Source organism: Streptomyces sp. NPDC048211, from assembly GCF_043202315.1.
In the GTDB taxonomy this organism is placed as follows: domain Bacteria; phylum Actinomycetota; class Actinomycetes; order Streptomycetales; family Streptomycetaceae; genus Streptomyces.
The window spans coordinates 514,704-527,752 of sequence record NZ_JBIDAD010000005.1; the positions used below are offsets into that span (position 1 = coordinate 514,704).

Here is a 13,049-nt window from a genome sequence, read left to right on the forward strand (position 1 = left end):
ATGAAGCCCGCACCGCGGCACCGCATCGTCCGATGGCTGGTGCCCGTAGCCCTGCTCGTCGTCTGGCTCGGCATCGGAGGGACACTGGGTCCCTTTGCCGGAAAGCTCGGTGAGGTGGCCACGAACGACCAGGCGGCCTTCCTGCCGCGCAGTGCCGAGTCCACGAAGGTGTCCGAGGCGCAGAAGACGTTCCAGAAGTCGGGGACCGTTCCCGCGATCGTCGTGTGGACCGGCCGGGCGGGCAAGATCCCCGCCGGGGCACAGGACGCCGCCACCCGGGCGCTCGCCTCCCTGGCCGGGCAGCCCGGTGTGGTGGGCACTCCCTCGGGCGTGCAGCCCTCCGAGGACGGTGAGGCGCTTTCCGGCGTCGTGCAGCTGCGCCCGGACCTCGGCGACGCGCTGCCGGACACCCTCGACCGGGTGCGCGTCGCGGCGGATTCCGTGCCGGGCACGACGGCGGAGATCGCCGGGCCCGCGGCAAGCCAGGCCGACCTCAAGGACGCGTTCGCGGGGATCGACGGACTGCTCCTGGGCGTGGCCCTGGCCGCCGTGCTGGTGATTCTCCTGCTCGTCTACCGCAGTCTGCTCCTGCCCTTCCTGATCATCCTCGGTGCCGTCTTCGCCCTCGGTCTCGCCTGTGCCGTCGTGTACGTCCTCGCGGACCACGACGTCGTCCGGGTGGACGGGCAGGTCCAGGGCATCCTGTCGATTCTGGTGATCGGGGCGGCCACCGACTACGCACTGCTCCTGACCGCCCGCTTCCGGGAGGAACTCGCCCGGCACGGCGACCGGACGGTGGCGGCCCTCGCCGCCGTGCGCCGCTCCTTCGGCGCGATCACCGCGAGCGCCGCCACCGTGGCACTGGGCCTCCTCGCCCTGCTGCTCAGTGATCTGACGAACAACCGGGCCCTGGGGCCGGTGGGAGCCATCGGTATCGTCTGCGCGGTGCTGAGCACGCTGACGTTCCTGCCCGCGGTGCTGGTCCTGTGCGGACGGGCCGCCTACTGGCCGGCCAGGCCGCGTCCGGCGGACGAGGAGTCCGGCGGGCGGGGTATCTGGCGACGGGTCGCCGCCCGCGTCGACCGCTCCCCGCGCAAGGTGTGGGTCTCCACCACCCTGGTCCTCGTCGCCTGCGCGGCGTTCGCACCCACGCTCAAGTCGCAGGGCGTGCCCCTGGACGAGATCTTCGTGAACGACGCCCCGTCCGTCTCGGCCCAGGCCACGCTGGGCAGACACTTCCCCGGCGGCTCAGGTAACCCGGCCGTCGTCATCGCGTCGGCCGACCGCGTCGACGCGGTGACCGCCGCGGCCGCGGGAACCCCCGGTGTCGCCTCCGCCGCACCCGTCACCGCGTCCGGCGCCCCGGGAGGGGGACCGCCCCTGGTCGTCGACGGCCGGGTGCGCATCGACGCGACCCTGGACGACGCCGCGGACAGCGACGCGGCCAAGGCGACGGTCCAGCGCCTGCGTACCGCCGTGCACGGCGTCGCGGGAGCCGACGCGCTCGTCGGCGGCTACACGGCGCAGCAGTACGACACGCAGACGACCGCCGAACGTGACCGCGGCATCATCGTGCCGGTGGTGCTCGTGATCATTCTGCTGATCCTGATGGGGCTGCTGAGGTCGGTGCTGGTCCCCGTCCTCCTGGTGGCCACCGTGGGCCTCAACTTCCTCGCGACGCTCGGGGTGTCGTCGCTGGTCTTCGAGCACGTCCTGGGATTCAGCGGCACCGACGCGTCCGTACCGCTGTACGGATTCGTCTTCCTGGTGGCACTCGGCGTCGACTACAACATCTTCCTGATGTCACGGGTCCGGGAAGAGGCGATGGAGCACGGGGCCCGGCAGGGAGTGCTGCGGGGACTGGTCAGCACGGGCGGGGTCATCACGTCGGCCGGGGTGGTGCTCGCCGCCACCTTCGCGGCGCTCATCGTCATCCCTCTGGCGTTCCTCGCCCAGATCGCCTTCATCGTGGCCTTCGGTGTGCTGCTGGACACCCTGGTGGTGCGGTCACTCCTGGCCCCGGCCCTGGTCGTGGACATCGGCCCCAAGGCGTGGTGGCCGAGCAGGATCAGCCGGATCCCGGCCGGAGCGGGGCGGGCCGGCGGAGCCGGGTGACGCAGAGCCGGGCCTGGTGCCCGCCCCGGAGATCCGGGGCGGGCACCAGGCCCGGGAGTGCTGCGGGACGCCGTTGCCCGACGGTCAGACGTTGACGCCGTAGTCCGACGCGATTCCGGCCAGCCCGGAGGCGTAACCCTGGCCCACCGCGCGGAACTTCCACTCCGCACCGTGCCGGTACAACTCGCCGAACACCATCGCGGTCTCCGTCGAGGCGTCCTCGCTGAGGTCGTAGCGGGCGAGCTCCACGCCGTTGGCCCGGTTCACCACGCGGATGAAGGCGTTGCGCACCTGGCCGAAACTCTGTCCCCGGCTCTGCGCGTCATGGATGGAGACGGGGAAGACGATCTTCGCGACGTTCGCGGGGACGCCCGCCAGGTCCACGTTGATGGACTCGTCGTCGCCCTCGCCCTCGCCGGTCAGGTTGTCACCGGTGTGCTGGACGGAACCGTCCGGGCTGTTGAGGTTGTTGTAGAAGACGAAGTGCTGGTCCGAGAGGACCTTGCCGGCGTCCGAGCACAGCAGCGCGCTGGCGTCGAGGTCGTGATCGGCGCCCGTCGTCGTCCGTACGTCCCAGCCCAGGCCCACCGTCACCGCGGTCAGGCCGGGCGCCTCCTTCGAAAGGGAGACGTTGCCGCCCTTGGCCAGGGTCACACCCATGAACTTCCTCCAATGATCCGGTGATCGTTGATCAGCGTTCCTTCGGCCGCCACCGAAGAGGACGGCGGCCCTTCCCCTATGGTTCCCTGGTTGCGCAGGTCATGAAGTGCTGGGGCGGTCGAGGGGGTCCCCGTCGGTCCGCACGGGAGCGTCCTCCTTCATGGCCCTGGTCTCACTCTTCAGGATCCGCATGGATTTGCCCAGGGCGCGGGCGGTGTCCGGCAGCTTCTTCGAGCCGAACAGCGCCAGCACGACGATCGCCACGACCAACAGGTGCCAGGGTTCGAGGCCGTTGCGCAGCATGTGCGTCACGCCCTTTCTTGAGGTGTCTTCCGGTCAATGTTTCCAGCAGGCGTTTGCGGACAGGGGATCGGACCGACGATGGACGGGGCCGTTGATCCACGTGGACCTCAACACTTGCTACATTGCGCAACTGTACAACCATGCGAGGCCGAAGTCAGTCCTCCTCCATGGCAGCCGGACGAACGGGGTGATCGATGACAGGCAGTCACAAGGGGGCGGCCGGCGGCAGTAGGGGAGGCCGCCTGCAGCGGACGGCACTGATCGGGCTGTCCTTCCTCGTCCTGCTGGTCGCCGGAGTCGGCTGGGGATACCTCAAGCTCACCGGCAGCATCGACACGTTCAGTGCCGACGGGATCTCCGGTGACCGGCCGCCCGACACGTCCGCGGGACAGAACGTCCTCGTCATCGGCTCGGACTCCCGGTCGGGCGCCAACAGCGGACTCGGTGGCGGGACGGGCGAGGTCGGCCGCTCGGACACCGCGTTCCTGCTGCACGTCTACGCCGACCACAAGCACGCCGTCGCCGTCTCCATCCCCCGCGACTCGCTGGTCGACATCCCGGCCTGCAAGGAGCCCGGCGGGGACTGGACGGCTCCTCAGCAGCACGTCATGTTCAACGGGGCGTTCTCGGTGGGGGAGACCGCGGAAGGCAATCCGGCCTGCACCCAGAACACCGTCGAGCACCTCACCGGCCTGCGCGTCGACCACACCGTCGTGGTCGACTTCGCCGGGTTCTCGTCTCTGACCTCGGCCGTCGGCGGAGTACCCGTCTGCCTTCCGCAGGACATCTATCAGCGGGACCTGAACCCCAAGCGCCCCACCCGCGGCGAGCTGGTCTTCGGCAAGGGGCCCCAGACGGTCTCCGGACAGCGTGCTCTCGACTACGTACGCATCCGCCACGGCATCGGCGACGGCTCCGACATAGGCCGGATCAAGAGGCAGCAGGCATTCGTCGGCTCCCTCGTCAAGAAGGTGAAGTCCCGAGGCCTGAACCCCACCACCCTGCTCCCGCTGGCCAATGCGGCGACCGACGCGATGACCGTCGATCCGGGCCTCGGCTCGGCCGACAAGCTGCTGTCGTTCGCCATGTCGATGAAGAACATCGATCTCCACAACACCAAGTTCGTCACCGTTCCCTGGCGCTACGAGGGAGCCCGCGTCGCCATCGTGGAACCGGAGGCCGATGCGCTGTGGGCGGCCCTGAAGGCCGACCGGACGATCGACGGCCAGGACGCGGCGGGCACGTCCCGGGACAAGGGAGCCACGCCCGCTGCGGCACCCTCGCCCACCGGCCCCGTCTCGGGCGAGGGCATCGACGTGGCCGTGTACAACGGCACCACGGTGACCGGGCTCGCGGCCCGGGCCGCCGAACTGCTGCGTACCCATGGATTCACCGTCACCGGCACGGCCACCGCGAACTCACAGGACCAGACCGGCACCGTCGTCACCTACGGACCCGGCCTCGGGGACGAGGCCCGAACCACGGCCCGGCTCTTCGGCGGCGCGCGGACCACGGAGTCCGGCGAGCCCGGAATCCAGGTGATCGTGGGCCGTGACTACGCCGACCATCCCTCCCCCGCCCCCGCGTCACCGACCCCCGACACCGTGCCGTCCGCCGTCGCGGACGGGGCGCGCTCGGCCGACGACGATCCGTGCAGCGACCTCTCGTACGGATGAAGCGGGCGCGGTACCCGCACGGACCGGGACGCTGCGGACGGCTCAGGCCTGTGGCCGGGCCGTCCGCAGCTGCAACGAGGGGTGCGGGGGCGGGGCGAAGCCGAACGACTCGTACAGCCCGGCCCCGTCGCCCGTGGCGTTCAGACCGACGACCGTCACACGCGTCTCCTGGCGGAACCAGGTCAGCAGCGCGTCCACACAGGCTCGGGCATACCCGAGCCGGCGCCGCCGCGGATCGGTGCTCACATTGGACACGTGCCCGTGCAGACCGGACGGATTGGCGGGGCTCGGCGCATGCGCGTCGCACGCCCCCACCGCGCACGCCACCACACCCAGCTCCGGATCCTCGACGAGGAACGCCGCGAACTCGTCGAGCCGGGGCATCCGGTCCGTGAACCACCGAGCCGCGTCCGCCCGCCAGGGTGCGTGATCGTCCCCGGTGTCCATCCCCATGTCGGTCAGCATCAGGGCGCGCATCCGCACCAGCTCCCCGACATCGGCGAGCGTCGCCCGGCGTACCCGGATCGGCCGGCCGAGGGCGGACCCGTCACGCGGGTGGCCGGTGCTCACCGTCGTCATGAGTTCCTCCGGTTCCTTTCGTAGCGGTTGCGCGCCCAGCCGAGAGCGCATGCGTACAGCGCGAGGACGGTGGCGAGCAACAGGTAATAGAGCGGCGGCAGCGCGGTCATGCCCAGCAGCGGGCCGAGCGCGGTGAGCGGCAGGAGCACGCCGACGACCGCCAGACCGGCCGCCGCTGCCCGCAGGGGCCCGCCCCGGCGCCCCTGCGCGGTCCGCCGCCCGGTGCGCAGGAGCAGCATCACCAGCGCCTGGGTGAGGAGGTTCTCGGTGAACCATCCGGAGTGGAAGGCCGCCTGGCCGTCCGCGGGCGAGCCGTGCAGGGCCAGGGCGAGCACGCCGAACGTGGCCAGGTCCGCGGCGGCGTTCAGCAGCCCGAAACCTGTGATGAATCGGAGGAAGTCCCTGGGGCGCAGCACCGTCGGGCGCCGCAGCACCGAGGACGCGGGACGGTCGAAGGCGAAAGCGAGCTGCGCCGCGTCGAAGCACAGGTTCTGCACGAGCACCTGCGCCGGCAGCATGGGGAGGAAGGGCAGCAGGAGACCGGCAGCGAGCATCGCGAGGACGTTGCCGAGGTTCGACGAGAGCGTGATGCGCAGATACGTGGCGATGTTGCCGCTGCTGCGGCGGCCCGCCGTGATCGCGTGGTCGATGGCGCCGAGGTCCTTCTCGGCGAGGACCACGTCAGCGGTCTCCCGCGTCACGTCCACCGCGTTGCGCGGACAGATACCCACATCGGCTGCGCGCAGCGCCGGGAGGTCGTTGACACCGTCGCCGAGAAAGCCGGTGGTGTACCCCGAGGTACGCAGCGCGTCGACGATCCGGGCCTTGTGCGCAGGCGTGCAGCGGGCGAAGACGGTCGTCCCGCCGGCGATGTCGGCGAGCCGTCCGGCGGACAGGGCGTCGATCTCCTCGGCGCAGACGACGCGCCCCGGGGCCAGGCCGAGGTCCCGGCAGGCGCGGGCGGCGGTGCCCGGGTGGTCGCCCGTCAGGACCTTCACCGTGACTCCCCGCCGTGCCAGCACGGCCAGGGCGCCGGCCGCGCTCGGCGTGAGCGCGTCCCGCAGGGTCACGAACCCGAGGAACACCAGTCCGCGCTCGTCGGCCGGTGTGTACGGGCCGAGCCGGGCGGGCCGCTCGGTCCGGGCCACGGCGAGCAGCCGCAGACCGCCGGCCGCCTCGCGCGCCGCCAGAGCGCCCAGCCGGGCCCGTTCCTCCGGGTCCAGCGCGCACCGCTCCAGGACGGCCTCCGCCGCCCCCTTCGTCACCAGTACGTGGGTGCCGAAGCGGCCCGGGGCACGGATGACCGCCGTGGAGAGCCGGCGCACCGGATCGAAGGGCAGCACGGCCACCGCGTCGTACTCGGCAGGGGTGAGGGGCGGTGCGTCCGGTCCGTCCTGTTGGTCCCAGGCGTCCAGCACGGCCTCGTCGAGCGCGTCCGGTACCGGGAGATCTGCGAGCTGCAGCGTCCACAGCGCATTGACGGCCGCCCAGTGCAGCACCCGGGGATCGGGCCCTCCCGCCGGGTCGAGTGCCCGGTCGACGACCGGCCGGTCCTGGGTGAGAGTGCCGGTCTTGTCCAGACACAGCACATCGATCGCGCCCAGGTCGTGCAGCGCGGGCAGCCGCTTCACGATCACCGCGTGGTCCCGGGCGAGCAGCGAGGCGCCCCGCGCCAGCGCCGTGGTGACGATGACCGGCAGCATCTCGGGCGTCAGCCCCACCGCGACCGCGACCGCGAACGGCAGGGTCTCCAGACCGCGTCCGCGCAGCGCGGCGTTGGCCATCAGGACCAGTGGCGGAGTGAGCAGCATGAAGCGGATCAGCGTCCAGGAGATCCCCTGCACGGAGCGGTCGAACGCGCTCGCACCACGGCGGCGCGCCGACCGGTCGTAGGCGGCGGCGAACCGGGTGTCGGCGCCGGTGGCGACCACCACCGCCGTGCCACTGCCCGAGACCACACTGCTGCCCTGGAAACACAGCCGGCGCTCCGCGAAGTCGCCCTCCGGGTCGTCGGGCTCGTTCTGCGGCCCGGGCCCGGTCGCTCGCAGGCCCCCGCTGTCGACGGGATGCTTGACGACCGGAGCGGACTCCCCGGTGAGGGCCGACTGGTGGACGGTGAGACCGCTCGCCCGCAGCAGTTGCACATCGGCGGGTACGAGATCGCCCGGAGCGAGCCGGATCACATCGCCCGGGACGAGCTCCGCAACGGGCACTTCGCGGGCCTGCGCCACCGCATCCGGGCCGCTGCGGCGCAGCACCGTGGCAGTCGTCGCCACCAGCTCGCGCAGCGCGGCCGTCGCCCGGTCGGCCCGGTGCTCCTCGGTGGAACGCAGCATACAGCTGACGACGACGAGCACCGAGGTCACGGCGGCCGTACCCCACGCACTCGTCACGGCCGAGACCAGCCCCAGGCACAGCAGTACCGAGGTGAAGGGGTCGCGCAGCGTCCGCAGGAAACGCCTCGGCCAGGGAACCGGGCGCCGGGCGGGGAGGGTGTTCTCGCCGAACCGGTTCAGCCGCTCCTGCGCCTCCGGCTCCAGCAGCCCCCGCGGTCCGCTGTCCAGCGAGCGCAGGACCTGGAGCGAGGTCGGCGTCGACGACGGCCGTACGGCATCGGAAACGGGGCCGCTACCCGTATCGGGCGCGGAGCCGGTACCGGGCATCCGCACGACGACGGCCGACCGCTCACCGGTTCCTCCGGACCCCGCGGCGGCAGCCTTCTCAGGCACCGAGTTCACGAAGACGCACGGACTGCGCGGCCGGATGACCCGCCCGCTCCGCGAGCTGGCCGACCATCAGCCGTACCACGGTCACGACATCGGGATCATCGACCAGGTAGACCTGCCGACGGCCCTCGCGCCGGGACCGGACAAGACCGGCGAGCTTCAGTTTCGTCAGATGCTGGCTGACCGAGGGGAGTGTGCCGCCGACCCGGTCCGCCAGGCCCGTCACATCACTCTCGCCCTGGGCCAGCGCCCAGACGATGTGCAGCCGGGCCGGGGTCGCCAGGAGCCCGAAGGCGGCAGCCGCCTGGGCCAGCACGTCCGCGGGCGGGTCCTCGAAACCGCCGTCGGCACCTGTCGACACTTCTGTACTCCCGTCCGCGTGGGCCGACTCCTCGCACCCGAGACGACCAGTGTAGGCGCCACGGGCGGAGGCCCCCGGGCCACTCGGGCCGTACCGCCGGGGCCGGAGCCGGGGCCGAGAGGTCAGAGCCCGGTCGGCAGCGGAACCGGACGGCTCCAGATGTCCGGCGGGACGGTGCGGGTCCTGCGGCCGTCCGGGCCGAGCACCTGCGCGGCGAACTTGTGACAGCGCAGGACGACGAACGAGTCCGCGATCCTGAGCCCCGGCATTCGCCGCATCAGCGTGGACGCGCAGGCCGGCAGATCTTCGAGCGAGCGCAGGGTGAGGGCGATCGCGAGGTTGTGCGGCCCGGTGATCGACATGAACTCGACCGTCTCGCGGAGGTGGACGATGGGCGGAACGGCCGTGAGGTCGGCCGTCGGCGAGTCCGCCCACATCACGACCGAGACGGGCCAGCCGGAGTAGAGCGGAGCCGGCCGGCAGTGGTGGGTGAGGGTGCCACTGCTCTCCAGCCGGATGAGCCGGCGGCGCGTGGCCGACTCGCTCCCGCCCTGCCGCCTGGCCAGCTCGGCCACGGAAAGCCGTGAATCCTCCGCCAGGGCGAGCACCAGCCGACGGTCCTCGGGCCTGAGCGAAGGGACCGCACCGGCACCCGGTTCACGCGGACGCCCGGGCAGATCGATCAGACGGTGGGTCTGAGCGGGGGTCAGCCGGTCGAGCCGCCACCGGGGGCCGGACCGGTGGACCGCGGTGACGAGATGAGTCCGGGTGCCGGTCACCCCCGGGAGCCGTGACAACCGGGTGGAGAGGTGCTCGTCGAGCATCGACAGATCGGGGAAGGCGACGAACAGGAGCATGGCGCGGTCGCCGGTCGTCTCGAACACCGAAAGGACATGCGGATCCTCGGTGAGCAGGGCGGAGCGCACCTGGCTCCGTCCGCCGGTGCAGAGCACCTCGATCCAGGCCAGGCAGGGCGGTGTCTCCCCGGTGTGCAGTCCGAGCGTCCCGCACCAGGCGGTTCCTGCGGCGGTGATCCTGGCCCAGCGCCGAGCCAGCGTGTCCGGCCGGCTCCGGAGAACCGGCGCGAGCCTGCTCCAGTCGGCCCGGGGAGCGATCTGCAGTGCATGGATCACCGCACGGTCGGCTTCGGTGAGGGCGTATTCGCTGCGCGGCACGTGTCTTCCTGGCGGATTCACCGGCTGGCGGCGGAAATCGACTGGCTTCATCGGACTATGCCACGAGCATGTGTGAGCTTGATCGTCGGGATGAGGAGGACGGTGTACATGGTGGGCAGGGACCAGGAAATACAAAGCCTGGGCGCGCTTCTGACGGGGGAACGGCTGGTCACGGTGCACGGCCCGCCCGGGATCGGGAAGTCGTGGCTGGCGCACCGGGCGGCCGAGGCCGAACTCCTGATGGGCCGACAGGTCATCTGGATATCGCCCGCCGGCGCGCCGGCCGGTGCGGGCCTCGGATCGACAGCCCGCCGGCTGGGTGGCCTGGATCTTGACGACGCGCTCGTGGTGGTGGACGACTGCGAACACCTCGGGCCCCACGCCAGGACCGAGATCGTGGGGCTGCTCAACGAGTTCCGTGGCATTTCCCTCCTGGCCACCGCGCGGCGCCGGCTGTATCTGGCAGGCGAGGCGGGTCTGCTGCTCGGGCCGCTGGACGCCCCCGAAGCGCTGCGGATGTTCACCGAGGAGGCCGCCGCCGCGGGCGAGCAGCCGCCGCGGCTCCGGGCGGTCGACGGGCCGGAGGCGGCCGCCCGGCGGGATCGGGTGGCGGACCTGTGCGATCGGCTGGACGCGATTCCGGGGGCGATACGGCATGCGGCGTCCCGCCTGGGCGAGGAGAGCCTGGAGGCCGTGCTGGAGGATCCGCTGGCCTCGCCCGCCGCCCACGGCCCCCTGGCGGATGCACGGAACCTGTACCTGTCGTGCGGCCCCGACGAACGGCTGCTCTGGGAGCGGCTCTCCGTGTTCGAGGGGCGATTCGACCTTTCCGCCGTGCAGGCCGTCTGTGCTTCCGGGGCGCTGCCTGTCGCCGCTGTACCGGCCGCTCTCGACCGACTGGCTCCGTGCCTGCTGCTGACGGACGTCGAGGGCCGCTACCGGATGCCGGCCGCCGCCCGGAGGGTCGGCAGGGCCCGGCTCGACGCAGGGGGTGAGCGGTGGGCGGTCGTCCTGCACCACCGGCGCCACTACGCCGCGGTGGCCGGCGAAGCGGCCGTCCTGTGGCGGGCGGGGCGGCACCGCCAGGCGCAGGAACTGGCGCTTTCGGCCCGCCCGGACCTGGACGCCGCGATGAACCCCGGCACCGCCCCGCTGTCGCCGGCGGCGGAGGCGGAGACCGCGTCGGGCATCGCCGTCTCGCTGTGGTTCCTCTGGATCACAGGTGGCCGAGGGCCGGAAGGGCGGGAGCATCTGGAGCGGGCTCTCGACGCGGTGCTCGGACCACGCCCGGCGAGGGCGCTGTGGCTGCTCGCGTACCTCATGGTGTGCCAAGGCGAACTGGAGGCGGCTGACCCGGTACTGGCCGAGGCGTGGCCCCTTGCCGTGCGGGACGGCGACAGCACCTGCATCGGGCAGCTCGCCCAGGTCAGAGGCATCGCGCGCCTGTGGGCCGGTGAGGCGGACGAGGCGGCCACGGAGTTCGCCGAGGCGCTGGAACTCCTGCCGCGGAACCCGGCGTTCGGGCCGGGCAGGGGGATGACCGTGGCGCTGCTCGCGCTGGCCCTTGTCCAGTCCGAGCCCGAAGCGGCCATGGACGTCCTCGCCGACTCGGCGGAATGGACCCCGACCGCCCCCGACACCCAGGCCGACGCGTGGACCCGTTTCGTACTGGCGGAGATCAGCCGGTGGGAGGGCGATCCCCTCCGTGCCCGTCGTTACGCGGCGCAGGCCGTCCGCCTCATGCTCGGTCTGCGCGACGACCGGTCCGCCGCGGTCGCGGCCGAACTCGTCGCCGACATCGAGCTCGGCCTCGGGAATCACCGTGCCGCGGCACGCCTGCTGGGCGCCTCGGCGCGGTCGGGACCGCATGCGCCGGCGAACGGTCCGGTCCCGGTCGGAGCGGCGCAGCGTCACACTCGGCGGTGGGAGAGGCTGTGCTCCCTGCTGGGTGAGGAGCAACTGCGACGGGAGCAGGAACACGGCGCCAGGGAAGGGCTGCACCTGGTAATCGGCCAAGAACAATCGAATGGCTGACAATCGCACCGGAATTCGTGCCGTTCCGGGCGCGGAGCGGCCCGAAACAGTCACATCCTCAAAATAGTGATCGCACCCCCCCGGTCGGCCCCTGGTTTGCCATGCTGTCGCCGTACGCCTGCCGATGATTCACTGAATCCGAGACCCCTCAAGATGGCTCTGACCTGCGCATTCGACATCTTGAGACTCACTGGTGAGAGAAGTGATCGATGTCGACCGAGCACGACAGCACGCGGGACGAGAGCGCCGGAGCCGCTCCGGCCGACGCCTTGGCCCTGAAGATCCTGGTCGCGGGAGGATTCGGAGTGGGCAAGACGACGCTCGTCGGTGCGGTGAGCGAGATCCGGCCCCTGCGCACGGAAGAACTCCTCAGTGAGGCTGGGCAGTCCGTCGACGACACCGAAGGCGTCACTCAGAAGACCACCACCACGGTCGCCATGGACTTCGGGCGCATCACCATCCGGTCCGGACTCTCCCTGTACCTGTTCGGTACGCCGGGGCAGGACAGGTTCTGGTTCCTCTGGGACGAGCTCTCCCAGGGCGCGCTGGGTGCGGTCGTGCTGGCGGACACCCGTCGGCTGGAGGACTGCTTTCCGGCGGTCGACTACTTCGAGCACCGCCGCATCCCGTTCGTCGTCGCGGTCAACTGCTTCGCGGCGGCACGTTCGTACGGCGAACAGGATGTGTCACGTGCCCTCGATCTCGACCCCGGAACGCCCGTGGTGCTGTGCGACGCCAGAGACCGGGACTCGGGCAAGGAGGTCCTGATCCGGATGGTCGAGTACGCGGGCCGGATGCACACCGCACGGCTCCTCGACTCGGTGGGCTGAGTCGGCATGGCCGGATCCCGCCGCGCTGTTGCGCAGCGGGGTGCTTGCCCGTACGTGACCGGTGCGTAAGGCTTGCGCACAAGTGGGGCACGGGGAACGCATGAGCGGGGAGGAACAGAATGGCGCTGGACAGGGGACTCGACTGGCTGCTCGACGATCTCACGAGCCGGGTGGAGCACATACGGCACGCACTGGTGCTGTCGAACGACGGCCTGGTGACCGGAGCGAGCACGGGGCTGGCGCGTGAGGACGCGGAACACCTGGCCGCGGTCTCGTCGGGACTGCACAGTCTCGCCCGGGGGTCGGGACGGCACTTCCGTGCCGGAAAGGCCCGGCAGACGATGGTGGAATTCGACGAGGCACTGCTCTTCGTGACGGCCGCCGGTGACGGTAGCTGCCTGTGTGTGCTGAGTGCCGCCGAGGCCGATGTGGGGCAGGTGGCGTACGAGATGACGCTGCTGGTCAACAGGGTCGGGGAGCATCTCGGCGTGGCCGCCAGGCAGGACGGGGGAGTGGGGGTCAATCGGGTCTGAGGCCTGATCGGCGCTGCCGCCCGCCCGGGAGTTATCCACAGGGCGGGCGGCAGTTGC

11 protein-coding genes are annotated in these 13,049 nt (G+C 71.5%); 5 read left to right on the plus strand and 6 right to left on the minus strand.

The window, feature by feature from the left end; translation table 11 throughout:
* Positions 1-2,115, plus strand: coding sequence for an MMPL family transporter (locus ACGFZA_RS21865; RefSeq protein ID WP_393681209.1), 2,115 nt, complete (start codon positions 1-3; stop codon positions 2,113-2,115).
* Positions 2,116-2,199: 84 nt separating this feature from the next.
* Here ACGFZA_RS21865 and ACGFZA_RS21870 read toward each other — a convergent pair whose 3' ends face one another.
* Both ACGFZA_RS21870 and tatA read right to left on the minus strand, forming a co-directional pair.
* Positions 2,200-2,775 carry a TerD family protein gene (locus ACGFZA_RS21870; RefSeq protein ID WP_136325850.1) on the minus strand — a complete coding sequence of 192 codons (576 nt, stop codon included), beginning with the start codon at positions 2,773-2,775 and terminating at the stop codon, positions 2,200-2,202.
* Positions 2,776-2,874: 99 nt separating this feature from the next.
* Entirely contained in the window at positions 2,875-3,078 is a 204-nt protein-coding gene (tatA, locus tag ACGFZA_RS21875; RefSeq protein ID WP_385274015.1) for a Sec-independent protein translocase subunit TatA, read from the minus strand.
* A 194-nt stretch (positions 3,079-3,272) separates the two neighbouring features.
* Here tatA and ACGFZA_RS21880 point away from each other — a divergent pair, with 194 nt between their 5' ends.
* Positions 3,273-4,754, plus strand: a complete 1,482-nt coding sequence (locus tag ACGFZA_RS21880; RefSeq protein ID WP_393681212.1) for an LCP family protein — start codon at positions 3,273-3,275, stop codon at positions 4,752-4,754.
* A gap of 42 nt (positions 4,755-4,796) precedes the next feature.
* Here the strand turns inward: ACGFZA_RS21880 and ACGFZA_RS21885 are convergent, their stop codons facing one another.
* From ACGFZA_RS21885 to ACGFZA_RS21900, 4 genes are all read right to left on the minus strand, one after another.
* Complete coding sequence (locus tag ACGFZA_RS21885) at positions 4,797-5,333, minus strand: GNAT family N-acetyltransferase (protein ID WP_385273703.1); 537 nt, start codon at positions 5,331-5,333, stop codon at positions 4,797-4,799.
* Positions 5,330-8,071 carry a magnesium-translocating P-type ATPase gene (gene mgtA, locus ACGFZA_RS21890; protein WP_393681215.1) on the minus strand — a complete coding sequence of 914 codons (2,742 nt, stop codon included), beginning with the start codon at positions 8,069-8,071 and terminating at the stop codon, positions 5,330-5,332. Before mgtA ends, ACGFZA_RS21885 begins: the two co-directional genes overlap by 4 nt.
* Positions 8,055-8,420, minus strand: coding sequence for an ArsR/SmtB family transcription factor (locus ACGFZA_RS21895; protein ID WP_385273697.1), 366 nt, complete (start codon positions 8,418-8,420; stop codon positions 8,055-8,057). Before ACGFZA_RS21895 ends, mgtA begins: the two co-directional genes overlap by 17 nt.
* A 122-nt stretch (positions 8,421-8,542) precedes the next feature.
* The gene (locus tag ACGFZA_RS21900; RefSeq protein WP_393681218.1) at positions 8,543-9,595 is read right to left on the minus strand and encodes an Lrp/AsnC family transcriptional regulator; all 1,053 of its coding nucleotides are present in this window, start codon (positions 9,593-9,595) and stop codon (positions 8,543-8,545) included.
* Between the two features lie 108 nt (positions 9,596-9,703).
* Here ACGFZA_RS21900 and ACGFZA_RS21905 point away from each other — a divergent pair, with 108 nt between their 5' ends.
* The 3 genes from ACGFZA_RS21905 to ACGFZA_RS21915 all read left to right on the plus strand — a co-directional run bounded on the left by ACGFZA_RS21905 (position 9,704) and on the right by ACGFZA_RS21915 (position 12,992).
* A complete protein-coding gene (locus tag ACGFZA_RS21905; RefSeq protein ID WP_393681220.1) occupies positions 9,704-11,629 on the plus strand; it encodes a hypothetical protein in 1,926 nt (641 codons plus the stop codon).
* A 209-nt stretch (positions 11,630-11,838) separates the two neighbouring features.
* Positions 11,839-12,459: an ATP/GTP-binding protein gene (locus ACGFZA_RS21910; RefSeq protein ID WP_393681222.1), complete on the plus strand. Its 621-nt coding sequence runs from the start codon at positions 11,839-11,841 to the stop codon at positions 12,457-12,459.
* A gap of 119 nt (positions 12,460-12,578) precedes the next feature.
* Entirely contained in the window at positions 12,579-12,992 is a 414-nt protein-coding gene (locus ACGFZA_RS21915; protein ID WP_385273686.1) for a roadblock/LC7 domain-containing protein, read from the plus strand.
* Positions 12,993-13,049 lie beyond the last annotated feature (57 nt).

Bases quoted from the DNA above. Each gene is read 5' to 3' on its own strand.
- ACGFZA_RS21865 (WP_393681209.1), top strand. From the start codon at position 1: ATGAAGCCCGCACCGCGGCACCGCATCGTCCGATGGCTGGTGCCCGTA.
- ACGFZA_RS21905 (WP_393681220.1), top strand. From the start codon at position 9,704: ATGGTGGGCAGGGACCAGGAAATACAAAGCCTGGGCGCGCTTCTGACG.
- tatA (WP_385274015.1), bottom strand. From the start codon at position 3,078: ATGCTGCGCAACGGCCTCGAACCCTGGCACCTGTTGGTCGTGGCGATC.
- ACGFZA_RS21910 (WP_393681222.1), top strand. From the start codon at position 11,839: ATGTCGACCGAGCACGACAGCACGCGGGACGAGAGCGCCGGAGCCGCT.
- ACGFZA_RS21885 (WP_385273703.1), bottom strand. From the start codon at position 5,333: ATGACGACGGTGAGCACCGGCCACCCGCGTGACGGGTCCGCCCTCGGC.
- ACGFZA_RS21880 (WP_393681212.1), top strand. From the start codon at position 3,273: ATGACAGGCAGTCACAAGGGGGCGGCCGGCGGCAGTAGGGGAGGCCGC.
- ACGFZA_RS21870 (WP_136325850.1), bottom strand. From the start codon at position 2,775: ATGGGTGTGACCCTGGCCAAGGGCGGCAACGTCTCCCTTTCGAAGGAG.
- ACGFZA_RS21915 (WP_385273686.1), top strand. From the start codon at position 12,579: ATGGCGCTGGACAGGGGACTCGACTGGCTGCTCGACGATCTCACGAGC.